The organism is Pseudobutyrivibrio sp. 49 (genome assembly GCF_900100545.1).
Lineage (GTDB): Bacteria > Bacillota > Clostridia > Lachnospirales > Lachnospiraceae > Pseudobutyrivibrio.
The window spans coordinates 1-26,186 of sequence record NZ_FNDP01000011.1 but is presented as its reverse complement, the minus strand read 5'-3'; the positions used below and the strand labels follow the sequence as shown (position 1 = coordinate 26,186).

The following is a 26,186-nucleotide window of genomic DNA, read 5'->3' as shown; positions in this document are numbered from 1 at the left end:
TCCTCCGTTATTTATTTTCATACATTTTTGTAAGTGTTACTCTGTCTATCTTGCCGTTAGCTGTAAAAGGCATCTCTTCGAGACGATTTACCTTATTTGGTAACATGTAACGTGGAAGCTTTGTTTTTAAAGCCTTAATAAGGTCGCCCTCCGTGATATCCCCCACATAATAGAGGACTATTTTGCCCTGTTCCTTAGCGTAAATACAGCCTGAAAGCTTAATCTCTGGTACAAGGTTTACATTGGCTTCGATTTCCCCAAGTTCGATGCGATGTCCCATATGCTTAATCTGGAAATCCTTGCGTGAATGGAAAATCAGCTCGCCATATTCATTGATATGACCAATGTCTCCTGTGCGATAGATGATTTCCGGATAAGCAGTATTAAGCGGATTTTGTACGTAGGCCTCGCTTGTCTTTTCTGGATTGTTGTAATAGCCAAGTGTCACAGATGTACCACGGATACAAATCTCACCCTGCTCTCCATCTGCCGCAAGAGTATTGTCCTCCTTTAAAAGAAGAATCTCCGTATTCTTAAATGGGAATCCAACTGGGATTACTTCATCATCAGCAAACTCTCTCTCAACTGGATAATAGCAGCACATTCCAGTGCCTTCTGTTGGTCCGTAGAGATTGAAGAATTTTGCCTCAGGCACTGCTGCTCTCCAAAGTCTGAACTGCTTTATAGGAAATACCTCACTACCAAAAGCGATAGTCTTAAGTGTATGAGGTACAACCGTATCGAATGTTGCAAAAGCACTAATCATAGTAAGGGCTGAAACTACCCAGCATACAGTGTTAATGTTGTGCTCGTTAATGTATTCCACAAGCTTAATTGGAAACATGAAATAAGAATGTGGAATAAGATATGTAGTAGCACCAAATTTCAACGTAGGATAAAGTTCCTTTAGGCATGCATCAAAATATAATGGTGTCTGATTACCAAAGACTGTATCCTCGTTAAAACCGAGTGTTTCTGAAAGCTGCTCGATGTAATCAATTACAGAGCGATGGCAGGCACAAACGCCCTTTGGGACTCCTGTAGAACCTGACGTAAATACGATATAGATTGGATCAGTATCAATAGCCTTCTTTCGTACCATCGCAAGCGCATCAACATCAGGATTCGTATTTGCGATATCTGAAAAGAGAACGATATCTGCCTTATAATCAAAGCCCTCAGCAATCCCAACTGTGCTATCATCACAGATAATTACTCTAGGCTTGCAATTATCAAGAATAAGATTAATACGTGTAGCTGGCATCTCGCTATCAATTGGAACATAGTAGCAACCAGCATTGATTACACCAAAGAAAGTAGCGATAGTATTTGGACTCTTCTTCATGAAAACAATTACTGGCTCCCGCTTGCAACCGCGATTCAATAATCCTGTTCCCACCGAATCCATAATTCTTTTTACATCTGCAAATGAAAGGGTGACCTCATCATCCGCATATGCGATTTTGTCTGGAACACGGGCCAGACTTCCCTCCAAATAATCTAGTACGTTATTTTGCATTTCTATACCTCTGTAATCAAATTATCGCATTCAGGTCGGGCTTTAGCGCACTTTTTCACACAATCTGCAGCCAGCACATCAACAATATCAAGGACCTTTGGTCCTACCTCATTGTCTCGTTTTACAATGGAAAGCTCTGTGCAACCTAAAATAATAATATCTGCACCTGCCTCCAACAACTGAGATTTAACCTGAAAGAATTTATCCATGTCTACAGGCTTTCCAGCCTTAACGTCATCATAAATAATGCTCATAACCTGCTTCTGTCCAGCTTCGTCAGGATATAAGCATTTAATGTCGTAATCTTTAAATACTGAATCAAATAAATGCATTGATGCAGTACCATCTGTGGCCATAATGCCAACCTTTGTAATCCCCCTCTCATAAATATACTGAGCGGCTTCCTTGATTCCGTTGCTGACAGGAATAAACACGCTGTCGGCAAGCTGGTCGTGGAAATAATGGGCTGTGATACATGGCATGGCAATATAATCTACATTTGCATGCTCCAGATTGTGGGCAAGCTCCGTAATCTTAGGAAGTGGGCTTTCCTCACTGGTGCCAAGTATGTATCCTGTTCTGTCCGGAATAGATGGACAGTTATATATAATCATTTCGATGTTTTCCTGATCAGTGGCTGCATCTGTAAGCTCAATGATTCTACGCATGAAATATGCTGTTGCCATTGGGCCGAGACCACCAATGATTCCTAATTTCTTAGTCATTGAAGTATGTATACACCTCTCTGTCGTAGTTATGAGAACGATAGTGCTCGTTTGAGTATGCCATCAAATCCTCATCTGTAACATAAAATCCCTTGAAGGTTTTATCTGTACGTGGTGTGGAATCGAAATGTCTCCATCCCTCTCCACAATCTATTACACTCCAAAAATGATGACGGGTAGCTGTAGGAATGATTTCTATATCCTCATTCTTAATGCCTGCTCGGGTGAGAAGCGCTTTTCCAACTGCAAAGTAATTGTAGCAATCACCGTGGCGATTCTTTAAGCCATCATAGGCACCCTTTAACCAGTCGCCTCTGTCCTCACTTTCACTATAACCAATATTGCCCTGAATCCATACGTAGATGGCGTGGGCTTTATCATAATCTGACATATCAGGCTTGATAATATCTGCCAGCACAGCATCTGCCAGTTCATTTACCTGTTCTTCGGAATATACCACCTCAATAACGGTGATGGTTCCCTCTGCTAAATCCATATTCCCCATGGAATCTGACGCAGTATATATAATAGGATATTCTCCTGGAACATCAAGATTAACATGGCTGCTGTCTACCTGCACCTCGATATTATTATCCACATTATCAGTGACAACTACATCTTTCTTGAAGCTGACACCCTGTCCTGCATATACAATTTTATCCAGCTGCCCCTCAATTATAGGAGGAGTGATGTCGTATTCTTCCACAAGATGCAAAACCGTATCCTCTGTGGTTCTGTTTCCAGATGGATCTTCTGCAGCTATTTTAACAGGAATGTCACCGTAGTTATCAAAACTTACCGACTCTGCAAAATATATATTTACGTCATTAGACAAATCACTGACCGACTCCACAAAATCCTTTGCCTCAGGAGCCTCCTCTTTAGTACGGGTGAGAGGCTGTACAGTAAGTTCCGGTGCTACTGTATCCTGAACCTGTAAGGTACACTCATAGGTAAAAGGTTTTGAAGAAATGCCAACCTGGTATTCACCTGCAATATCAGTAGAAAATACTGTTTCAGGAGTAAATTCTGCTTCCTTGGATTCCTCCTTTAAGAAATCGCTGGCTTGTACTGTCTCACCAAGCTCAATCACACAGGTATCGTAAACTCGATGTGAATAATCATAATAAAAATAGGCTCCTACCCCAGCGCAGGCTAAAAATAAAGCCACTACGCCTATGAAAATAAGAAGCCTATTTTTTCTTTTTCTCTTATTATAACGTCTTCTATATTTGACAGTCGTTTCCATAATTATTATTCTCCCGAGTGTATCGTTACACTCGGATATAATTTTAACAATCATAGAGTTTAGAGTCAAATTTTCGACATTGCAGATACTTATTTCAAAAGGGTATTCAGGATGCCTCTAAATAGCTGAGCTCCTGTATTACCACCGAGAGTCTGACCAAACTTTCCTCCCAGCTGTTTGCCCACCTTTTTACCAACTTCACGGCCAACTGTTCCTGCAACAGTAGTTCCTACTGATTTTGCTGCACGCTTCTTACGATTAGCCTCTTTTTCCTTCTCTCTTGCCTCAGCCTTTGCCGCTGCAGCCTCTTCCTTAGCCTGCTGTTTTGCAGCTGCCTCTGCCTCTTTTGCCTCAGCGGCTGCCTTCTCTTCCTGCTCATTCTTTCTTCCTAGCATCTCGTAAGCAGAATCAGGATCAACTGCTACTGCGTATTTAGAATAAAGATTGCTTGCTTTAATGGCACCTTCTCTAACAGCTGCATCTATGCCTCCCATCTTAGACTGTGGTGGAAGAATAAACACCTTTTCAACCACAGATGGTGTACCATCCTCCTGAAGGAAGGATACAACAGCCTCGCCTGTTCCAAGAGCTTCGATAACATCAGCTGTCTTAAATGCAGGGTTCTCTCTGAAAGAATCTGCTGCCGCCTTAACAGCCTTCTGATCTGCTGGAGTGTAAGCATGAAGAGCATGCTGAACCTTATTTCCAAGCTGAGCAAGCACTCCATCAGGAATATCCCTAGGATTTTGAGTAACAAAATAAACTCCTATTCCCTTTGAACGAATAAGCTTAACCACCTGCTCAATCTTATCAAGAAGAGCCTTTGGAGTATCTTTGAAAAGGAGATGCGCTTCATCGAAGAAGAATACCATCTTAGGCTTTTCCAAATCTCCAACCTCTGGCATAGTCTCAAAGAGCTCTGATAAAAGCCAAAGAAGGAAGGTAGAGTATAAAGTACCATTATTGATAAGGCTCTGACTGTCAAGGATGTGAATCATGCCCTTGCCAGATGCGTCCGGTGTAAGCCAATCTCTGATATCAAGGTCAGGCTGTCCAAAGAACTGGTCTCCTCCTGCCATTTCAAGAGCTACTACTGCTCGCTGAATTGCACCTACACTCTGCTTTGCAATATTTCCGTACTCAGCTGCATATTCCTTATTGTTCTCTGCCACCTCATTAAGCATAGCCTTTAAATCCTTGGTGTCATAAAGGAACCAACCATTCTCATCAGCAATTTTGAAAACAATTGTAAGGATATCTTTCTGCGTTTCATTTAAATCCAATATTCTTCCCAAGAGAAGTGGTCCCATCTCTGAGATAGATGTACGAATCTGAATACCATTCTTTCCATATACATCCCATAAGGTTGTTGGATATTTCTGATATGAGAAACCATGGTCTGACAAGCCAAATCTTTTGATTCTCTCCTGCATGTTTTCGCTGTCTACGCCAGTTTCAAGCATTCCGGCTATATCGCCCTTTACATCAGCCAAAAAAACAGGCACACCCATATCAGAGAAGGACTCTGCAAGAACCTTTAAGGTAACGGTCTTTCCTGTACCTGTAGCTCCCGCTATAAGACCATGTCTGTTAGCCATCTTCGGCAAAACAAAAACTGGTGTACCACTTTCTGTATTTGCAATCCAAAGCTTACCATCTCTAACCATAATAACCCTCCCGAATTATTCAACTCAAATTTAATCTTGAGTATAATTATAACAAAATGAGGAGGCGATTACACCTCCTCAACATAACTTACAAAATCTAAATTATTCAACTCATCAAAAAGCTTTTGGTGGGAATGCCTGCTTCCAAAATCCAGTTCCACCATCAAAGCTGTATCATTACCAGATAAGGTTTTGTCCTTAGTCTTATTAATACTTGTAATCTGGTATCCCAGATCAGCAAACTTCTTCCTAAGTCGCTTAATTCCGTTGGTCTCCTCCACCTCGATATAGATACTGATGTATCTGCTGTTTTCCTCTATCTGCTGAGTGAATCTCACAAGCACAAGATTTGCAAGCATAACAAGGGCAAAACATGCTAGGCCAACGGTAATATAACCTGCTCCAAAAGCCATACCCATACAAGAAGCCACCCAGAGGGAAGCTGCTGTGGTAAGACCCTTTATCTGATTTCTTCCAGTTACTATGATTGTACCTGCGCCAAGGAAACCTATACCGCTTACAACTCCTGCAGGTATACGGCTTACATCAGCGTCAAATCCCGGCATGGCTGCCAAATACAGATTTAGGGCTGTGGCAACTGCAGAGCCAAGACTTACAAGGGAGAAGGTTCTTATTCCTGCACTGTGTCGCCTAACCACTCTCTCCAAACCAATCAGACTGCCACACACCGTAGCAAGTACCAATCTGAGAATTACTGCTATTTCATTCATGCTCTGCAAATAATCAAGTAGTGAATTAATCATATACTATTTATTCTCCATAACCCTCAAAGGTCATTCCCTTTTCTGCTATAGTCTCAAGGGTTTCATCCAAAAGCGCTGGCTTTCCGAAATAATAGCCCTGAGCTCGTTCACAATTAATGCTCTTAAGGAACTGATAATGCTCTTCCGTCTCAACACCTTCGCAAAGAGGCTTAATTCCTAAGTCTGAAGCACCCTTTATGATGTAGCTCATAAGCTTTCTTGTGTGCATGTTATGATAGCTTCTAAGGAAAATCAAATCCAGCTTCAAAACATCAAATTCATACTCTGCTATAGTATTTAGAGATGAATATCCACTTCCGAAATCATCTACCCAAACCTCATAACCTGCATTTCGAATCTTAGCCACTTCGTGCTTTATGAGACCAGTATTATCATTAAAGGCACTCTCTGTAATTTCAACTTCAATCAAATCTCTTGTGATTTCATATATCTCACAGAAATCATCCAAAAGCTTCAAAACATCACATACATCAAAATCCAAACGGGAAATATTTACAGACACAGGAACTACAGGAAGTCCCTCATCCATAAGCATACGCATATCCTGACAAACCTTCTTAACCATAAATTCATCCACAAGATGAATCAGGTGGAAATGCTCAAGTGTCTCAATAAAATCTAGAGGTGAAAGCATTCCTACAGATGGATCAACCCAACGCACCAGGGCCTCCATTCCGCAAACCTCACCGGTGGCCACTCTGATAATAGGCTGATAAAATACCTTAATATAATCAAGAGCTATAGCCTCATCAATATGATCAATAACATACTGCTGACGTCTTAGCTTATCTCTTAAAATATCATCGTAAATACAATAATTTAAATCATGTCGATTCTTGATGCTGTTGCATGCAAGTCTTGCATGATCGCAGGCAAGACCAACTTCAGCACGCTGATCATCAAGGAAATATATACCCGCTTTTACTCTTACCTTCTTATTTACATCATCCTGAAGAAGCATACGCTTATATACTTCCTCTACATTTTCTATTACTGCATCCTTCGGATCATTACAATATATTACAAAGTGATCATCAGAAAATCTTGCAACTGTAGCATTATAAAATACATCCTTAATAATTCTTCCCATATCACATAGGAGTTCATCTCCCATCTTAAAACCATGACGCTCATTATAAAGCTTAAAATTAGGAATATCGAAATGTATAAAGGCACTTTCCTGTCGGGCAACTTCTGTGGATGTCAAAAGCATCTGCACCTTATGATAGAAGAAAGACATATTAAATAAGCCTGTCAGCTTATCCGTCTCTCTGTCTCCAGCAAGTAACTCAGCTTCTGCATAGGAATTACTGGCATTATTCAAGTATTCGTTTTGGTCTACGTCTACAATAAATACATAGAAGAAGCTCTTTCCATTCATCCAATGAAGGAGATGACCAAAATCCTCTATATATCTAACCTCACCCTGCTTTGTAATAATTCTGTACCGAACATAATCGTGACGTTTTTCACCAAATATAGTCTGTGCCTGAATTTGGTTTTCAATCTTATATAAATCCTCTGGATGAACAAGCCCCTTGAAGGTTCCGCCTACGAACTCCATAAATTCATCAAAAGTTTGGCAACCAAAAAGATTAATGACGTTTGAATCTGCAAAAAGAATCTTCTCGTCACCTTCCGCTTCATAGATGAAAAATCCGCCTGGCAACCCCGTAGGCACCACGCCCACACCAGTTTCGATATACTCCTCTTTTCCCATAATGCCCCCGCTTGGAATAAAAATTATTAGTAAATAATTATTCGACACCTATACATAATACATTTTACATCATTAGTAAATGCTATTAGGCTTTTTCACAAAAATTTCAGCATTGTGGTAAAAAGGTTACTTTTCACTATTGAGTACCAGCAATATGATTTATAAACTGCTGTGCTGTTCTTCCGGATAAGCCACCTTGCTCCAGCTCCCATATCTTCGCCTTGGCAATCAACTCCTCCTCAGGCATGGTAATGCCAGCACGCTTTGCAAGTCCCACTACAATATCGATATATTCCTTCTGCATTGGCTTACTATAGCTGATTGTTACACCAAATCTGTGGACAAGCGACAGTTTCTCCTCTACCGTATCAGAATGATGACGGTCATCAGTATTAGTCTGGTCATTTCTATCGTTCCAAGTCTCCTTGATAAGATGACGACGGTTAGATGTGGCATAAATCAGGATATTATCAGGTTTTGTTTCCACGCCGCCTTCGATAACAGCCTTAAGGAATTTGTATTCAATCTCATGCTCTTCAAAGGAAAGATCATCCATATATATGATATATTTGTAATTTCTATTTTTAATGCTGGCAATAATCTTCGAAAGATATCTGAACTGATGCTTATATATTTCAATCATTCGAAGCCCCTGGTCGTAATACTGATTTACAATAGCCTTGATACTTGTAGATTTTCCTGTACCGCTATCTCCGAAAAGCAGTACATTATTAGCCTTCTTTCCTTGAACAAAGCTCTCCGTATTTGCGATAAGCTGCTGCTTTTGATACTCGTAGCCAATCAAATCATCCAAAACTACTTCATCCATGTTGTTGATAGGAACAAATTTTATATCATTATTTCCAATTTCTTCTAATCTAAATGCCTTGTTAAGACCGAACATTCCCACGCCATAGGCCTTATAGAAATCCGTAATTACGTTAAAGAATTCCTTTTCATCCTTGGCATTTTCTAGAGCCTTTGAAAGATTTCTAACCTTCTCGCTGACATTTCGGTTATACATCTGCTGATTCTTCTGTACAGCGCTGTAATTGGTAAATACAGAAAAGCTCTGAATTCCAAGTTCTTTTTCCAGGGCAGAAAAATCGTAATCAAATAGTTCCTTTAGAATTTTAAAATCATTTTCCACCAAATGATTCACAGAACCTGGCTTAACATCAGTTTTCTCTGTGACCAAAGAAAATGGATTCTCATTTGTAATAATATAAAAGGCTATATAGTTATGCCAAAGATTGTCATCAAAGCCATAATCAGTAGCAAGCATAAGGAGTTCCTTTGAAATCGCATTAATCTCGCGGGTAATCTCTCGCTTGTTATAGTCACTAGATTCAACTGAGTCAATAGCCCTGCCTAATTTATAAAGAATACTATTCTCAGTTAAATCGCCATACATTAATAGTCTTGAAATCTTCTCGTACATAACTGCCTCCTAAAACATGTTGCCAATAGTATAGACTAATAGTAGCACTTTAGTATGTTAAAGTGAAGATGGTAACAAAAAACCTCAGAAACACCAATTGATGTCTCTGAGGTAAAATTCAAACTATTCTGCCTTCCAAAGGCCATGAAGGTTACAGTATGCATATACAGCAACTACTGCATCATCATCTGTAAGAGCAAACTCAGCACAAGGCTTATCACCAGGATTAAGAACCTTTCTCTGAGCACCTTTCTTTGTCTCAAGTGCAATCCACTCGATGTAATGCTCTGGAGCCATAGGATGCTCTACCGAACCAACAGTAACTGTTACCTTGTTTCCATCTACGGTAAAAACAGGCACATGCTTTTCAACCGCACCATCAGATGTACCAGGTACAAGCTCCTTCATTTTCTGCCCGCAGCATGTCATTGGAGCGCCAGACTCTTTGATCATGCCTACAAAATTACCGCATACTTCACATACAAAAAATTTCATAAGACCCCTCCTACAATACTTTTCCCATTGAAAATACTAGATGTTTACCTTCTATTTTACATAATAGCATTTTACACAATGTATATAAACAGATTTTCTGTGAAAATACTGTTACATAGATATAATTCCAAATACATTTAGAACTGCATTCCAATAATTTTAACATTAACTAATTTCGGCCACAACCTGATTTTTTCCATGCTTTTTTCCGCCGCTGACACGGCTTTCTGGGGCAATATAATCTCCTTTGTTAATTGGGAATAAATAATTCTATAAATTCTTTTCTACCTGGAACCCATGCCTTCTCGTAAATATGAGTAAAATGATTTTTCACTGTCTGCTCTGAAATACCTAACATATAAGCAATTCTACGATTTGAAAATCCTGATACCTTCATAAAGCCCAATTCCAGTTCACGCTTTGTTAGTCCAAATTTCTGGGCTACTGCAAGATATTGCTCTTTAGAGATATTGATATTATTCTCCAAAATCCATTTCCTCATTCATCTTGTGCTCAGCATTAAGCTTCAGTGGCAAAAGGAAAAATTCAAGAATCACCGCATACAACCCCGACAGAAAACATATTGCAAGATTAGCTCCTATGGTAGATAAATCATCCAGCTTTCCAAGAAGTAAAACTCCGGATATGATAATAGCAAACAATGCTGCAAAAACTGTTAATTTCTGAGCAGCTTCCACAGCCCCAATAATATTTTTCAATTCTAGTAAGCTATAAGGCTTTAATCCCACAGAAAAAGCCTTTGTAAAGTTCTTCCACTCTCCCATTATCAAAAGACCTGGTATAAGAACTAACGCAATTAGAAGAAAAGATGGTAGATCAATAAACCATAATATGGCACTGGCGCCCCAGTTCCCACCTATAATATTTAGTGCAAATACGGCAACAAATAATAGTAATTCTCCTAACAGAACTAATCGAATATTCCTTTTCATGGCAAAACTCCTTTCACAATCAGGTTATCCTTGTCCTGCTTTAACCGTATCACAAGCAGAGTGAAAAAATATAGTACCTTTCAATGAATCGTGAAGTTATTTAATTGAAAAAAGAGTATTCTTTTCAAACATGCCAATTGCAAAGCCCATTTTCATGAAAAGTGGCATATTCTCATAGGCCTTAAAGCTGGTTCTATCCAATAATTCCTCTAATGTAAGTTCCTCATAGTAACCGTAAGGATTTGCCACGGTAATTTTATCATTTGGAATATCTGCTCCAATGATTAATGAGTAGTGCAATGTCCACTCGTCCCCATACAAAGCTGCCCACTCAAATGGAACTGGCTTTCCTGAAGACAGAGTATCATACATAATGTCAATGAACTCAGTATTCTTCTGATACTTATGAATCTCTGTGTCATATTCAGGGAACTGCTTATTCATCTCCTCGCAGAATTTGTTTCCTGTAGAAGTAACTATGGTTCCATATTCATCATACAGACTGTCTTCTGTTATGTTTTTTCCATCCCATGTAGAGAACATCTCAATAACAGCATAGCCACACGACACATGCTGTGTAATCACATCGATGTTTTCAATTTTTACAGGATTCTGGTACTTAGGATTTGTATAGACTGATGAATAATCATTCTGAATCAGCTTTGTCCTAATACCAGATACTAATAATGCAATTAATGCCACACAGATAATTCCGCAAATAATAAATCCTATAATTTTAAAAATTCTTTTCATTAAATCTCCCAACTGCATCTTAATCATCCCATGTGTAACGCTATAAACGGAAATATAATATCCCGTTGTCTTTGGCAGCATCACATAGAAGTTTTAATCCCTCTGTTCCATATCCACGATTCCGATTATTGAATGTGGTCAGGCACTTTGATTTCAAATTATTAATAATTCAAGCAATAATCTAACTCCACATCCTTACCTATATGCTCAGGAGACCATGGGATATAATAATCTACAGGTACCCCTTTATGCGCAAGCCCTTTGCCATAATCAATTCTTTTGTCTCTAGACGTCGGATAAACAAATCTAAAATCATCAAAGGAAACCACATTACAATTTGAAAAATCTGTAATTCCCATAGTAGGTCTTCCAACTAAAGTCACTTTAGGAGAACATGACATAACCTCTGCGAATGCATCCCCAGAAGAACCACAGCTTTCATCCGTAATAATCAATACCTTTTCAGGACCTTTTTTCCCTATAATTCCACTTGCAAATTCGTCATCGTCATCAAGAAATCCTTTGCCCATATTTTCAGTGTTATTGGCAATCATTGTATTTAGCATTGCTGTCATTTCTTCTGGTATATCCCCAACCAAATATTTTTTTAGATTCTCGATTCGATCTTTACAATTTCTAACAGAATAATTAATTTCAATAGGATATTCTGGCTTATAATAATCTGTAACGAATTCTCCTTCTGGAAAACAATACTCCAGGAGCGGTACAAATGCAGAATCTGCACCTCCACCATTTCCACGGACATCCACAATAAGTTTTTTACATTTTTCCAGAAGGTACTTACATTTGCTAAATAACTGATTTATCGCGTCCAAATCAGCAAAATCTGCAAATCTTAGATAAAGCGTATCATCATATTCTTCAAAAGAATAACATTCCGTCTCTGTCCCCTTTGTATTATGAATAATAGAAATATCTTCTTTTGAATCATCTGGATGAATAACAGTTAAAACGTTGTAAAACTTTAGCACTGCAGACCAAATTTTCCCTTCACGCTCCGCTGTTTCCCCCATAAAAAATGTTTTTTCTCTTTGAAATAATTCTTTTATTGAAAAACCATCGATTGCAACTATTTTATCTTCCGAGACAAGCCCTGTATCTTTATTTGCCTTTATCACGTATAGTACATCGTCCTGCCTCATCACTGAAAAACCAATTTTTTCAAGACTGAAATCTGTAAATAAAAGATGTCCTTCTACACCAAAAGTAGCCAGATATTCCTGTACCAGATGTAAAAAATCCTTTCGATCCATGTCATCAGATATCTGGCTTTCATATTCCTGAGAATTACCCGTTCCGTAATCTTTACAGGTTGCGGAATCTTCTCGCATAATTTCAACTATTTCTTTAAATATTTCTTTATTAGTCATCATTTACTATGTTCAATTTCCCCTCCAATTAATTTGCATACCCAATTTACTTTATAACCTGCAATTTATAAATGCTGCATTCATCTTGTTCACCTTGATATTTAAATCCGAAAGACATCGCTATATGCCTAGTCACAAATTGTTCGGGTGAACATTCTATAATAACTGATTTTCCTTTGTTCTTTGCTTGCTCAATCATTTCCAACCGACTATTAGCCAACTTAGTATATGCATCAATCCATCCCGATTCTTGCTCTGTAACATCCTCTTGAACTGAGCAATATTCCAAGAAATCTTCATACCCATGCATCGCTGATTTATAATCCTTAGCATGATAATAATTATCAGCTACTTCAAACAAAGCCTTAAAGCGTAGAGGGTGCGTATCATTGCATTCAAAGAATTCTTTATACAGTTTACGGGAATAAGTATAGTCTCCGCCCTTTTGGAGTTCCTGTGCCCGAATAAGCATCTCTGGAATATCTTTATTCATACAAAAGTCCCCTACAAACTTGGATTCTATCAAGTTCTTTATTCATTTTAGAGGTTTACAATGGTAATTCACCCTTGTTTACGGCAATATCATGAGTTCTCCACATTTTTTCCGTAGACGCCTTGCAAAAAAAACGCATAGTGTGTATTATCTCAGTCTTATAATGCACATCTTTTCATGAAATGAATATCATATATCAAATCATACACACCAGATGCCTGCAATACTAGTAAATCACTACGGAAAAACAAGCTTATCTATAAGTTTTTACCGTAATACACTAATAATTCTTAAATACAGTTTATGCGTTATGCCACAACTACCTTTTTTAGATAGATTTCATAGTGTCAAGTTGCCACTTCTACAAAAAAACATGGCAAGTTTAACGTTGCCGCTGTCTTTTAACACTATAAATTCATTCCAACTAAAAATAACCCTGATATTACCAAAAGAACTATAACAATCTTTTTTACAACACTTTCATCCAAGACTTTTGAACTCTCCATTCCAGCAAACAATCCAATAATCATGAACGGAATAAGGATTACTGTTTGTTTCAATGAATTAAGTGTAAATACTCCAAACAAATAATATGTAAAGATTCTTACAGTATTTTCAACAATAAAAACCGCGCTTATGTTGGCTTTTAATTAATCTGCTAAATCGTTAATTCTATCTGATTTCCCTCAATTGCAACAATGCAGCTTTCATAATAGCCGTCCCCTGTTACTCTTGGTCAACTTACAACATCATAACCATCAGCTTTAAGGCGCCCTGTAAGTTCATCTACACGCTCCTTGCTTCCTACAGAAATTGTGGTATCCATCATTAGGCTTTCCATCTAAATACTTTACAAAAAAATCTTTTGCAGCGTCTAAGTCATTTACATACATAGCTATGTGTTCTATTATCATAACCTCTCATCCCTTTTATATAATTCTATATTAATAAATTTCTACTTGGTTATAGCTTTAACTTTTTAATGAAATTTACAATCAGTATTATTATCCCAATCCACAGTACAATATTTCCGACTGTCCATAGAACATTTACTAAATTTAAATTTATCACTTTTTACACCTCTGGTTGTCCTTCTGTAATCCACTTTTCTGCTTCTTCTCTATTAAAAAATGTAATTACATTCTTATCTGGATATCTGGAAAATAGTTCCATCAACTTTGGTTTGTTCTTATGCTCGTAGTTCTGAACCAGTTCTACAAGTTCTGGATCAAGCTCGCTTTCTGCCCATGGCATATCAGGACGCTCCTGACCTACTCTTCCGGTAATTCCATCCATGCAAACTTTTTCTCCATAATCCAGGAAAAAGATGGTATCGCAAGCTTTAATACGGTTTTCATATGTTCTGCTGTAATCACCATCTATAATCCAAGTGTCGCGCTTCACAACATCAGCAAGACTCGCATCAAACTCGTCTCTTGAAATATGTGTCCTGTCAGCATTCCACCAAATATTATCAAGATGATATAAAGGAAGCTTAGTCTTCTTCTGAAGTTTTATGGAGAATGTACTTTTCCCGCTGCCGGAGCAGCCTAAAACTAATACTTTCTTCAATCTATCCTCCTTAACCTGGAATATATTCCAATTTTATGCTCCAACGTTCATCCCGACAAACTGGAAGTTATCGAGCTCTTCTCTAGCAAAAGAGCTCAACAAACTGCCGATTTGTCTTAGTTTATTATCCTGAAAGTTAATCTATTCAGAAATACTTAAATTTTTTTTGTAGCAACTGTTTGTAATTATATCTATATCTACCATCCTGTTCAATATTATGTGCATAAAACAAGGGCGTTTTCACGCCCCTGCCTATTGCACTATCAGTTATTCATCTCTCAGGTCTTAGATTATTCCTATTAAGATTTGGACTTTGCTGCTCCTTCCTCTGATCAACTATCGCCTGGCTTTCTCTTAGCTTTTGCATTGACCAGTTTTAAAAACTTCTTATCATTCATTTGCTCATTAGTTACATAATCCCCATCACAGAACAGTGCATATGTGGTAATTGGTGTTGGAGCATTCTGAGCCTGATCTCTGGTCTCTATTCTGATCGCTCTAAACGGTATTCCATTGTTCTTTGCAGTCTCTTCCAAAACAGGCACATACTTGGCATTAAATGGGCACTGATTCGTGTAATAAAGCACGTATCCTTTTTCATCGATACGAGGATGCTTTGCACATTCCTTGAAGCATGGTCTTTCAACACTTTTTTTCAAAGGACAGATACCACAGCTGGATTCCATTGTCGGCTTCATCACAAACTTGAAAGCCTTTGAATGCTAGAAACTTTGGATCAGAAAGGAATGGCTTTTTCTTAGCAGCAGATAATATGCAAATTCCCTTCTTCCCCTTTTCCTTACTATCCTTTATGCACTCATTAAGAAGATCACTTGAATATCCATGTCCCTTTAAGGAACCAGAAACCCACAGACAATCGATATACATATATTCCGGTGCATTTATCGGATTCCACGCATACTCTGCCGGGATATATTCAATAAAGCATTTTCCGCGTTCGACACTCTTTAAGAAAACAAGCCCTTCATCAAATCTGTCAGCAAGCCAGGCTTTCTTGGATGATACCTGTATATCTTTATTGTTTGATATAGCACAACAGATGTGTTCTTCTTCAAGATTATCCTTGGATACTCTTATATACTCCATCTTCAGCTCTCCTTTCTAATAGGATGTCTTATAACCGTCTTAAGCTTCTCTGGCATCACTTTCCTTGCATCACTAAGGTAAATCTCGTAGAATTCTTTGTACTCCTTCTTGTAATCAAATGCCATGTCTTTAGTCCTCCTTATAAATTGCTGTCATTTTCCGTACCATCTTTGAAATCTGCTGCCTGACTTCTACCGGTTCAAGCACTTCTGCCTTATTTCCAAAGGTCATTATCCATGTGATCAAATTATCTGAGTCCGTGTAATCCGCAGTAAACATAAGTCTACCATCCTCTGTTTCCGTAAAACAGTTTGGTCCGAATTCCTCCACCAGGCGCCACTTTACATCCTTTGAAAACAGCGCTTTTACCTTGATTCCACCAGGAAATATCTTTTCTGTAGACAGATCAGGTAATGGAGCGTTTCTGCAGACAAATCCATTATCCGTTTCAACCACTTTATCCATGCGGTTTAATTTAAATAGACGATAATCTTTGCGCTTTTGACACCATCCATAGACATACCAGCTGCTCCACTTAAACACTACATAATATGGCTCAATAGTTCGTTTTCCTTCTCCCGCCTGAGCATAATAGTGGAAGGTCAAAAGATGCCTGTTTTCTATCGCATCCTGAATAGTAGATATCTTTGGAGCCAGCGATGTCTTGTACCAAGAAGACAGGTCGATAAGGACAGAATCCCTACCGCTGATAAACTCCGAAGAACCTGCCTGGAGCTTCTCCATAAGCTGCCCATAATATCCGCTTCCACTAACACTATCAAGGCTTCGTAGTCCCGCCAGGATCATCTGCATGTCACGGGATGTCAAAAGAGTCCTATCCATCTTGTAGCCATCCATGATGCTTATACCGCCTCCAACTCCCTGGGTCGTTTTGATTGGTATTCCTGCCTGACAAAGAGTCTCAATATCTCTGTTTATTGTCCTTCTTGATACCTCAAAATGCTCAGCCAGCTCAGGAGCTGTTGCCATCTCTTTTTGCAAAAGAATTGATAGTATGCCAATCAATCTGTCTATCTTCATTTGATCACCTTCTATGATTATCTTACATGTATAAACATGTCATCTATATGTCATGTTTATATTCTACACTATTTTAGACAACAAAAAAACCACAACCAAATGGTTGTGGGTTTCTGAAATCTGCAATGCAGATTGATTATCTCTTTGAGAACTTTTTCACTGTCTTAAGTGCCTTGTTTTGGGCATTCCTAGGGCGAGTTGCTGTTTACCTGCTGCGTACGGTAGAAAGCTCAGGGCTACTGTGTGCTGCTGACTTTTTCATCTACTCAAAAAAGATTCCTTTCAACAACTTCTTTTTGCCTTCTTTGTAGTAAAAAATCTCCTACCATCTCATAGAAATCTTTTTCTTCTTCAGTCTCAATAATAGCATATTTATAGGCTTTTTCAAGTTTCCTCCAGAATTCTCAGTCCTTCTTTATAATCCTGTCCCAAAACTTCCTGTGTCTTTTGGAAGTCATACTTCTCATGTAGTCTGTCATGAACCTTTAAGAACTCTTTCTTTCCGTATTTCCTTATATATAATGCCTGAGCCTTTGCTGCATTTGCTCCGTCATTTGATGGGATATAGAATCCTTTATTACAATTTTCGAGCTCATCACACTCATAACATCCGTCCAAATCTTTTTCCTTACAGCATTTCACATTCGGACATATTCTGTCCTCAGCACAGGTGGCAAAAGAGCAAACATTGTACTTCGTTCTGCAGGATCCGCACCACTCTGAAAGGAAACAGTGCTTACAGGAAAAACCACAATAAGCAATAGGCTCAACACCCTTTCGTGCTATCTTGCAGAGTTTATTCTTGATGCGGCGCATGGCTTCGATATGCATGATCCAGTGACGGCTAAATGGCATCTGAATCAGTCCTTTTATATCCTTACCGCACCAGTAATCAATCAGCCAAAAGGCATTCTCATTCTCACTGACACATTTACTGCGGATAAGTTTTTCCTTTACATCGCCGCCGAATTTTTGCTTTAAATCCTTGTATGTCAGATCTCCAAGAATCTGATCCGTAGACTCCTTTACAGCTTTTACATACAGATATAGTTCTTTAATATTCAGTTTTTCTGAAAACTCTGCAATCTCGTTTCCCTGAAGTTCATTACCCGTAGTAATAATAGATGCGCCAATGCGATTATGAAAGTCATGTGTAAAAAGAATTTGATTATCCTCTGCTATCATCTCATGGGCAACTATATCTTCAATCCTGAAAATATGCCAGATAGAATAGGCAAGGGTTTTACTGTGATATCCATCTGCACCCGCAAACGGCATTTTGGCAAAGGCCTCATCCGGATATCCACTCACAATCTGTGTGATCTGCTCAAACATTTCCTCACGGAAAGCCAAAAGCTTCTGAATAGCATCTTTAAAGGTTGCTTCCTTCGTCAGCAATTTCTGTATTTCTTTATTGTTTTCTGACCATGATTTATCCATAATCTATCTTCTCTCATCGGTTAATCCAATATTATTCCATGGTGCTTTCTTACATTTTTATAAAAAATCCAGGGAGTCTTTTTATTGCTACTTTATGCTATTGCTTTAGTTCTTTTACCAATTAAACAATAGTATGTCACCATGAGCATCAGAAAAGCGCCTATCCATGCAGATACTTCAGAAATGGCAATTCCCTTAAATCCGTTCCTTCCTACCAAAAAGCCAAAGATCAGTCTCATAATGACTTCGAGCCCGCCTGAGAGCATTGGTATAAAGGTATTGCCCAACCCCTGAACAGAATATCTGTATACAAAAAGCCAGCCCAGGGCAAAAAAGCTTATTCCCATGATTGGCATGAAATCGGTACAATAACCGATTATCATGTTGTCAGTCAGCAGCATCCTTGCCAGGCTTCCGGGCACAAATATCATAAGGAGCGATATAGGCACATTCACAAGTGTAGAGAGCATCAGGCCCTGTCTTACTCCTGTGCGTATCCTGTCATATTTGCCAGCGCCCTTATTTTGCCCCACAAAGGTCATCATGGAAAGACCTACGGACATTCCGAACTGCTCAAAGAGTGATGCAAATTTCATGCAGGCTGAATAGGCTGCCACATATGCGCTTCCCATAAGATTTACGAAGTACTGCAATACCATGGCCCCTGCAGCTGTGACCGAATTCATAAGTGCCACAGGAAGTCCTATTTTCATCAGTTCAACCAATATATTCTTTTCATCTGCTATTTCTGACGTGTCTTTTCCCAGACTCATAAAATCGATGGTTCTAAGCTTTTTAAGGCACAAAAGGTATGATACAAACTGAGAGACCACTGTTGCCGCTGCTGCTCCGACAACTCCTGTGCCAAAGGCCATTATGAAAATAATATCAAGCATGATGTTCACGAGTGATGAACAGATCATAGCAGTGAGGGGCGTTCTGGAATCTCCCATTGACTGGAGAATTGTAATCTCAAGGTTATTCATAACCGTCACTACAATTCCCAATAATATCACAGCAAAATATCTATACGAATCGTCAAAGATATCTTCAGGAGTGTTCAAGAACATCAGCATCTTATTGAGCAAAGAAACGCATACAACAGTAAAGGCTATTCCAAACGTGATACTGAGCTTCTTGGCTGCTCTGATGTATGCATTCAGCATAGCCATATCGTTTTTTCCAAAGCTCTGGGCAAAGGTTATGCCAAATCCTCTGGTCATCCCCACAACAAATCCAAGTATTAGGAAGTTAAGTGTCCCGGTTGCCCCAACAGCAGCCAGCGCCTGATCCGAGATTCCCTTGCCAACTATAATGCTATCCACAAGACTATATAGTTGTTGGAAAAGATTTCCCCATAATAATGGCAAAAAGAACAGTATGATCTGTTTCATACTGTTTCCTGAGGTCATATTTTGTGTGGTCTGTTCTGTATTTGTCATGGCCGCTCTCTTTGGTCTTTCTCTTGATGTTAATTATTTAATAGTTAAGATCATTTTAGTATCCAGGCTATTCCCTTTGCAAGACGCAGATCCGCATCTTTGAAATGATTTCCGGGATTCATTTCAAACGTAGTTTCTATGCCCTTATTCTTGTATTGATCATAAACTTTTCCGGTCTTATCTTCAACTGTGCTAAGAAGCGCGTTGCGAGTGCGTGCCTCTCTATAGCCAAGGGAAAAATAAATTGTTTTTCACAAATATGTATTTACAGCAAACAATTTATTGCTATTTATCGTGTTTACTATGCCCAAATTTACACACCCATTTTTCCGCGTGTAAAAATGTGTAAATCTTTTCAAATGTTATAGTAATTTTAAGTTATTTTTTGTTAGTTTCAAATCTACCTACTGTTTGGAAGAATATAAAAAATTCTCCCTCTCATTTAGTTTTATCCCCTCTACAAACCCACTGAAAATCCCATAGAATCAATGTTTCTCTATTATTAAACATAAAAAAGAGCCATCCAATCGGATGACTCTCTTGTATAATGCTTTGTAATCTCGTATAGAGAAACGATTATCTCTTTGAGAACTATTTCACTGCCTTAAATACCTTGTTTTGGGCATTTGTAAGGCAAATTGCTGTTTACCTGCTGCGTACGGTAGAAAGCTCAGGGCTACTGTACGCAACTGGTGGCAACTTTATATCTATTTTTTTACAAACCGTAATTGTCGTACTCATTTATATTGCGAGATAAAAGGCTATGCCTTCATCCAGACAAAATTGGAATTTGTCACTGCTTTAGCATTGCGCTGCCTTGTATATGATCAATATTCGTAGGATTGATTTACTTTCCTAAGTGCAGCTACATAATCGCAGCCTTTTTCTTTCACATTTTCCGGATTTATAGGATAATGGACATTGTAAAGAATCCCTTTGTCTCCGAACATATCCTCTATATAATCCTTCTCTATATGCCCGCCTACAACTTCAAGGCAAATCATAACATGATCATCACCCGGTACGATTTCTTTCTCCCACAAATACTTGCACTCAAGGTTCATGAAACATTCAGCGACCATCGGTGCTTCTATCCATGAGGCTTTCTCCACAGTAAGCCCTGATGAAGTTATCTCATCTGCCTCGAGCTGATTATTCTGTATCGTCTTCATGCAGGCTTTGTATAAATCAGAAGACATGAAATTCAGCACTGCTGCCTTCTTTTCATTTAGGCTTTGGTAAAGATGTCCACACTTATTCACGCTGCATAGAATCACGTAATACCCGCACCCATGATTCGCACTCGTAAACCCTGCCCATGACTGCATCGTAGCATTGGGCTGTCCGTTAGATTTATATGTTGTGACAAGGAACATCGGCGTCGGGATTCCCATAATAAACTCTTTCCAATCAAAGCCGAAGTTTTTTGCAAATTCTCCGTATGTCCCCTTCATAGATTCCGGCATTTCTTTGTATTGGTATTTCATCTTTTTCCTTCCCTCCGTACTAAAATCAACATAAGAATCGACTTCAATTATCTCGACAACCTTCGATTTGTATATATAAGCCTTGCGCTATAATCAATAATTTATAGTATAAGTATTTCCTTTATACTCTTCAATATTCAAGCCTTTGCAAAATGAGCTAGGGACCCCGTCCCCCTGGTCCACTTTCAACACGCAAAAAACTGAAATCTGCAATAGCAGATGATTATCTCTTTGAGAACGATTAATGAAGTGAATGTGCCTTATTTTAGGCATTTCTCTTTCAAGTTGCTGTTTACCTGCTGCGTACGGTAGAAAGCTCAGGGCTACTGTGCGAGGCTGTTAGCAACGAAAGTTTATAATATGACGATATTGCCTGCTATATTACTTCCACCAATTTGAATATCTATCGATACTTATTTCGAATATAGAACACTGAAATTACTAAAATGATAGGAAAACCTATACCTGCCAATACTCCTGCCTGCAAATTATTAGCCGCTTTTTCAGATATACTTCCAATAATAGCAGGGCCCATTGCTCCCCCTAAATCTCCTGCGAGCGCTAGAAGTGCAAACATTGCTGTACCTCCAGTTGGAAGTATCTGTGATGATATACTAATTGAACCTGGCCACATTATACCTACAGAAAATCCGCATAATGCACATCCAATCAATCCAACCCATGGTATATTTGCCAGTCCGGCAACCAGATAACACATAAGGCACATTACTCCGGATGCCATCATGAAAATTGTCAGATCAACTTTTTCACCGAACTTTCCATAAAGAAGTCTACTGATTCCCATGCACACTGCAAATCCGCAGGGTCCAGCCAAATCTCCAACTGTTTTGGAAACATGTAGTGCTGATTCAGCATAGGCGGATGCCCACTGTCCCATCGCTATTTCTGAAGAACCTGCGCAGATCATGAGTATAATAAAAATCCAAAATGCTTTTGTTTTCAACAGTTGGGGCATTGTCATGCTCTTACCATCTTCTACCAGTGGTTCGATTGGACAGGTTGCAAAATTGAAAATGTTATAAAGCGGAATGACCGACCATATAAGTGCCATTATTCTCCATTTTTCTATACCAAAAACCGTAAAGAAGGCTGTGGAGCCCAAGACAACTCCAACCCATCCCCAGCAATAAAAGGAATGAAGAAGACTCATCATTGTATCCTTATTTTCAAATGGACATGCTTCTACAATTGGACTTACCAGCACTTCTGTCAATCCACTTCCAACAGCATATATAAATACACACACAAGGATTCCCCAAAATGGTACTGACAATAAGTCAGGTAATACAGCAAGTCCTGCAAGTCCTAATCCTGATGTAATCTCTGCAGCTATTACGCATACTCTGTAACCCAGTTTATCTACTATACCTGCACATAAAAAATCAACTACAAGCTGTGTAACAAAGAATACTGTTGAAATAGCGGCCAGCTTTCCAAATGATATATTGTATGTATTATGAAATGTTATAAACAATAGCGGTACAAAATTAGCGCAGATGGCCTGTGTTACAAATCCCAGATAGCATGCAAGCTGTGTTTTTTTATAATTCTTTTCTACTTCCATTTTTATTCCCCGGCCCTGATATTTTTTACCGTTTTGCTTTCAATAGAAAGATTCTCGTATATTCTGTCTCCACCTTGGCCTGTAGGTGCCTGAGCAAGTAAACCTACTTTCACAGACTCAGCATCTTTCATTAAGAAATATCTTGTCATGTGGAAATGCACTCCATCCAGGGAGTAATGAAAAGAAAATGCTCTGCCCACGCGACAAACTCTAAGATATGCAAAATTCTGTCCTTCAATATCGCATCCATTAGCATCATCGGATTCACCATCTTTAGTTACAACACTTACAGCAGCGTGTGTTCCAAAGTCAGTAAGTTCAAAACAGCATTTAGCCCAGTTGTCCATATCCTGCATAACCATTACAGATGCAGAATCATAAGTTTCCTTAAAATCATGAGATACCTTTACATTAAGAACGAAGTCGCCCTTAACATCTGTGTAGAAATATGGAGCATTACAAAGTGATTCAGGAAGAATTCCTTCTTCACTTGTTGTACTTCCACCACAGAAGAAATCTGTCAAAGCCGGTGCTTTTATTGTAACCTTATTCTCTTCAATTTTTATCTCACCTTTATTGATCCATTTAAAATTATCAAACATAATCTACAGCCTCCTCTTTTTGTTAGTGCTTTTTTGTTAATCGAAAGAAATTATTGTAATTATATCGTATTATTAATATAATAAAAGGAATAAAATGGTCAAATAGTATAACTATATCTTCAAGAGGAATAATTATGGCACTCTCATCATGTATATCATTATCAAAACAAGCAACTCCATTCAATATAGATGAAACTGGAACCCATGGAACTGTAGAGTTTCCAGTTGCCATATATAGAGATGATATCACCGAAGATTTTGTCAACTGGCACTGGCACGCTGAAATTGAGATAGGCCATGTCGAAAAGGGCGTTATTCTTTTAGAATGCGGTAACAGAAAATATATACTTTCAGAAGGAGACTTATTTTTCATAAATACCAATGTTTTGCATTCCATGCGTAATCATACCCCCGTCAATGCAGCAATTTTTAAATCTGTCATATTTGACAGCTCTGTTATAAGCAGCAATACAGAAAGTATTTATTATAAAAAGTATTTACATCCTATCATCCATAGCGCAAGTATTAGAGATTTTATACTGAAGTCAGATTCCATATTCTTTAGCAAATTGGACAATATTATCAAAACTGTATGGGAAATAATAAATCATGAACCAGAGGATTACGAGATATCAGTTAGAAATGAATTATCTGATTTTTTTGCTGTACTAAATCATATGAATCTAACAGAAAGTATGCTTACCCACACAGTAAATCCACTGTTAGAGGAGCGCGTACAGATAATCCTAAACTACATCCATTCAAACTATTCTAAAAATATAACGTTAGATGACCTGGCTAATGCTGCAAATGTTAGTAAAAGTGAAGTTCTTAGGTGCTTTAAGTCAATTATCAATATTTCACCAATTAAATATCTTAAGAATTTCAGATTGCAAAATGCGGCATATATGCTTAAAAGCAGCACTTACTCAGTTCAAACAATTTATGAGTTATGTGGATTTGATAACAACAGTTATTTCTCTAAATCATTTAAGGAACTGTTCCACTGTTCACCTCGTGAATACCGTAATAATTAAGAACAAGGCAACGATGAAGATTTAGAACGGCCGTAGCATATCTGAACTACTTGATTAATATAAGAAAACCCCCAGATAAAATCTGGGGGTTTCGAATCTGCATCTGCAGAATGATTATCTCTTTGAGAACTTTTTCAATGTCCTAAGTGCTGTGTTTGTGGCATTTCTAGGACGAGTTGCTGTTTACCTGCTGCGTACGGTAGAAAGCTCAGGGCTACTGTATGCGGCTGGTGGCAACTTTAATAACCACGATCAAAAATAATACTCTGATTTTACTTTCTGCTCATTAAATCTTTATCTGTTGTAAGATTATCTTCCGATATAACACGCCAACTTCAGCCCGACAAACTCGAATTTGTCTATTTCAGTTTCTTAATAAAATCCAGTATTCTTTTATTCACTACAGTAGGATTATCCACATTAGAATTATGTGCTGCGCCCGAGATCCAGACCAATGGATATCCAGTACGCCGTGCCCACTCTCTATTGTATGCTCTTACTTTTCCGGTAGTATCTTTTTCGCCAACAACCAGAAGAACCGGACATGAGATTTTGCACTCTCTGTTGTCATTCATAAAACCAGCGTATCCAATACCCATGAGGTGGCAAAGTTCTGCTTTATTATATGGTTCAATCATGTTTGCCATGTTTTCTCGCCCATTTTCTGTCAAGGCGTTTTGCTTTGCCATAGAAGACTTAAGAAGTTTTTTCGGAAACAACTTGGACATCCATTCAATCTGCTTAAGCCACCAAATGTCAGATTTTGAATAATACTCACCATACGGACAAGAGTCTATAGACACAAAAGCCTTTACCATTTGCGGAAATCTGCAAATAAAAGCTTGAGCGATGAACCCACCCATTGACTGTCCAATTAACACGACTGTCGAAATTTTATTTTCATCAAGTATTTTCTTTAATCCATTCGCAGCATTTTCATAGGTGAAATCCTTGTATGGTCGTGATTCTCCGTGTGCAGGAGCATCCCACGCAATGATATTGTACAGCCCCTCAAAAAAGGAAAACTGCTGTTCAAACATAGTATGATTTGCGGTCAGTCCATGAAGGAAAAATAGGGTGTATCTGGACATGTCAAATACATCCGATTTCCAATAAACGATTCTCCCTATTGAATCATCAATTGTCCCTTTTTGCATAACAAGTTACCTCTTAAAATCCCGATTTGCTTATTTCATTATCCTGAAAGTTAATCTATTCAGAAATACTTAAATTTTTTCTTTGTAGCAACTGTTTATAATTATACCTATATCTACCATCCTGTTCAATATTATGTGCATAAAACAAGGGCGTTTTCACGCCCCTGCCTATTTGTTGAAAGTAACTTTACCTGCAATAAAAATTTCTTTTTTTCTTCAAAATAAATGAAGGCAAGGATAGATTAATCTGAAGCATTTTTTGTCAGATTGTTCCATTCCTTGCCTTCTTCGATTATTATAGCTCTTGTTGTGTATACTGCTAAAAAAAAGCAGGAGCCGCACCTACCACAGTCCGCTCCCGCCTTTTCTAGTTATGCATAAATTAAACTATACACAACCCTTTACAGGAAACTATGATAACTTTACTCGTGAATGAAAACAACCCTTTATCTCAAACTTTTTATAATGAATTAATTGAAGACCTCCAAATTTACAAAATTTCATGTCCCCAATGCAAATGTATTG

At 38.3% G+C, this 26,186-nt stretch carries 22 protein-coding genes and 3 pseudogenes; 1 reads left to right on the top strand and 24 read right to left on the bottom strand.

Annotation, left to right across the window (positions count from 1 at the left end; genetic code table 11):
- Nucleotides 1-7 precede the first annotated feature (7 nt).
- The 23 genes and pseudogenes from BLP54_RS10225 to BLP54_RS10115 all read right to left on the bottom strand — a co-directional run bounded on the left by BLP54_RS10225 (nucleotide 8) and on the right by BLP54_RS10115 (nucleotide 23,467).
- Nucleotides 8-1,519 (bottom strand): amino acid adenylation domain-containing protein, encoded by a 1,512-nt coding sequence (locus tag BLP54_RS10225; RefSeq protein ID WP_176754526.1) that lies wholly within the window; start codon nucleotides 1,517-1,519, stop codon nucleotides 8-10.
- A gap of 2 nt (nucleotides 1,520-1,521) precedes the next feature.
- Complete coding sequence (locus BLP54_RS10220) at nucleotides 1,522-2,244, bottom strand: cysteate racemase (protein ID WP_090169352.1); 723 nt, start codon at nucleotides 2,242-2,244, stop codon at nucleotides 1,522-1,524.
- On the bottom strand, nucleotides 2,237-3,493 hold the full coding sequence (locus BLP54_RS10215) for a transglutaminase-like domain-containing protein (protein ID WP_176754525.1): 1,257 nt from the start codon (nucleotides 3,491-3,493) through the stop codon (nucleotides 2,237-2,239). The genes BLP54_RS10220 and BLP54_RS10215 overlap by 8 nt, the downstream gene beginning before the upstream one ends.
- 89 nt (nucleotides 3,494-3,582) lie before the next feature.
- Nucleotides 3,583-5,160 carry a helicase HerA-like domain-containing protein gene (locus BLP54_RS10210; protein WP_090169349.1) on the bottom strand — a complete coding sequence of 526 codons (1,578 nt, stop codon included), beginning with the start codon at nucleotides 5,158-5,160 and terminating at the stop codon, nucleotides 3,583-3,585.
- A 68-nt stretch (nucleotides 5,161-5,228) separates the two neighbouring features.
- Nucleotides 5,229-5,924, bottom strand: coding sequence for an MgtC/SapB family protein (locus tag BLP54_RS10205; protein WP_090169347.1), 696 nt, complete (start codon nucleotides 5,922-5,924; stop codon nucleotides 5,229-5,231).
- Between the two features lie 7 nt (nucleotides 5,925-5,931).
- The gene (locus BLP54_RS10200) at nucleotides 5,932-7,665 is read right to left on the bottom strand and encodes a GGDEF and EAL domain-containing protein (protein WP_090169345.1); all 1,734 of its coding nucleotides are present in this window, start codon (nucleotides 7,663-7,665) and stop codon (nucleotides 5,932-5,934) included.
- 136 nt (nucleotides 7,666-7,801) lie between these two features.
- Entirely contained in the window at nucleotides 7,802-9,106 is a 1,305-nt protein-coding gene (locus BLP54_RS10195; protein ID WP_090169343.1) for an ATP-binding protein, read from the bottom strand.
- Between the two features lie 123 nt (nucleotides 9,107-9,229).
- The gene (locus tag BLP54_RS10190; protein ID WP_090169341.1) at nucleotides 9,230-9,601 is read right to left on the bottom strand and encodes a desulfoferrodoxin family protein; all 372 of its coding nucleotides are present in this window, start codon (nucleotides 9,599-9,601) and stop codon (nucleotides 9,230-9,232) included.
- Between the two features lie 250 nt (nucleotides 9,602-9,851).
- The gene (locus BLP54_RS10185) at nucleotides 9,852-10,088 is read right to left on the bottom strand and encodes a helix-turn-helix transcriptional regulator (protein ID WP_036952582.1); all 237 of its coding nucleotides are present in this window, start codon (nucleotides 10,086-10,088) and stop codon (nucleotides 9,852-9,854) included.
- Nucleotides 10,078-10,554: a hypothetical protein gene (locus BLP54_RS10180; protein WP_028247714.1), complete on the bottom strand. Its 477-nt coding sequence runs from the start codon at nucleotides 10,552-10,554 to the stop codon at nucleotides 10,078-10,080. Before BLP54_RS10180 ends, BLP54_RS10185 begins: the two co-directional genes overlap by 11 nt.
- Before the next feature lie 96 nt (nucleotides 10,555-10,650).
- A complete protein-coding gene (locus BLP54_RS10175) occupies nucleotides 10,651-11,307 on the bottom strand; it encodes a hypothetical protein (protein ID WP_090169340.1) in 657 nt (218 codons plus the stop codon).
- Nucleotides 11,308-11,468: 161 nt separating this feature from the next.
- Nucleotides 11,469-12,701, bottom strand: a complete 1,233-nt coding sequence (locus tag BLP54_RS10170; protein WP_090169338.1) for a S41 family peptidase — start codon at nucleotides 12,699-12,701, stop codon at nucleotides 11,469-11,471.
- A gap of 43 nt (nucleotides 12,702-12,744) precedes the next feature.
- Nucleotides 12,745-13,191: a tetratricopeptide repeat protein gene (locus tag BLP54_RS10165; RefSeq protein WP_090169335.1), complete on the bottom strand. Its 447-nt coding sequence runs from the start codon at nucleotides 13,189-13,191 to the stop codon at nucleotides 12,745-12,747.
- A 658-nt stretch (nucleotides 13,192-13,849) separates the two neighbouring features.
- Nucleotides 13,850-14,105 (bottom strand): annotated as a pseudogene (locus BLP54_RS16360) (VOC family protein).
- Between the two features lie 160 nt (nucleotides 14,106-14,265).
- Nucleotides 14,266-14,763 (bottom strand): P-loop NTPase family protein, encoded by a 498-nt coding sequence (locus BLP54_RS10155; protein WP_090169334.1) that lies wholly within the window; start codon nucleotides 14,761-14,763, stop codon nucleotides 14,266-14,268.
- A 332-nt stretch (nucleotides 14,764-15,095) separates the two neighbouring features.
- Nucleotides 15,096-15,870: pseudogene (locus BLP54_RS16355) on the bottom strand (GNAT family N-acetyltransferase).
- A 2-nt stretch (nucleotides 15,871-15,872) separates the two neighbouring features.
- Nucleotides 15,873-15,959 (bottom strand): annotated as a pseudogene (locus BLP54_RS16250) (GyrI-like domain-containing protein); the annotation flags it as partial.
- A gap of 40 nt (nucleotides 15,960-15,999) precedes the next feature.
- Nucleotides 16,000-16,911: a helix-turn-helix transcriptional regulator gene (locus BLP54_RS10145; protein ID WP_090169332.1), complete on the bottom strand. Its 912-nt coding sequence runs from the start codon at nucleotides 16,909-16,911 to the stop codon at nucleotides 16,000-16,002.
- Between the two features lie 384 nt (nucleotides 16,912-17,295).
- Nucleotides 17,296-18,351: a DUF3795 domain-containing protein gene (locus BLP54_RS16290; RefSeq protein WP_090169330.1), complete on the bottom strand. Its 1,056-nt coding sequence runs from the start codon at nucleotides 18,349-18,351 to the stop codon at nucleotides 17,296-17,298.
- A 92-nt stretch (nucleotides 18,352-18,443) separates the two neighbouring features.
- Entirely contained in the window at nucleotides 18,444-19,793 is a 1,350-nt protein-coding gene (locus BLP54_RS10135) for an MATE family efflux transporter (RefSeq protein ID WP_090169328.1), read from the bottom strand.
- A gap of 827 nt (nucleotides 19,794-20,620) precedes the next feature.
- On the bottom strand, nucleotides 20,621-21,280 hold the full coding sequence (locus tag BLP54_RS10125; RefSeq protein WP_051212503.1) for a flavin reductase family protein: 660 nt from the start codon (nucleotides 21,278-21,280) through the stop codon (nucleotides 20,621-20,623).
- 403 nt (nucleotides 21,281-21,683) lie between these two features.
- The gene (locus BLP54_RS10120; RefSeq protein WP_026504514.1) at nucleotides 21,684-22,865 is read right to left on the bottom strand and encodes an MFS transporter; all 1,182 of its coding nucleotides are present in this window, start codon (nucleotides 22,863-22,865) and stop codon (nucleotides 21,684-21,686) included.
- 2 nt (nucleotides 22,866-22,867) lie between these two features.
- Entirely contained in the window at nucleotides 22,868-23,467 is a 600-nt protein-coding gene (locus tag BLP54_RS10115) for a DUF1349 domain-containing protein (RefSeq protein ID WP_022780009.1), read from the bottom strand.
- Nucleotides 23,468-23,601: 134 nt separating this feature from the next.
- Between BLP54_RS10115 and BLP54_RS10110 the strand changes: the two genes are divergently transcribed.
- A complete protein-coding gene (locus tag BLP54_RS10110; RefSeq protein WP_026504513.1) occupies nucleotides 23,602-24,504 on the top strand; it encodes an AraC family transcriptional regulator in 903 nt (300 codons plus the stop codon).
- Nucleotides 24,505-24,863: 359 nt separating this feature from the next.
- On the opposite strand, the gene BLP54_RS10105 is transcribed toward BLP54_RS10110, so the two are convergent.
- Nucleotides 24,864-25,661, bottom strand: coding sequence for an alpha/beta fold hydrolase (locus BLP54_RS10105; protein ID WP_035636589.1), 798 nt, complete (start codon nucleotides 25,659-25,661; stop codon nucleotides 24,864-24,866).
- Nucleotides 25,662-26,186: the final 525 nt, after the last annotated feature.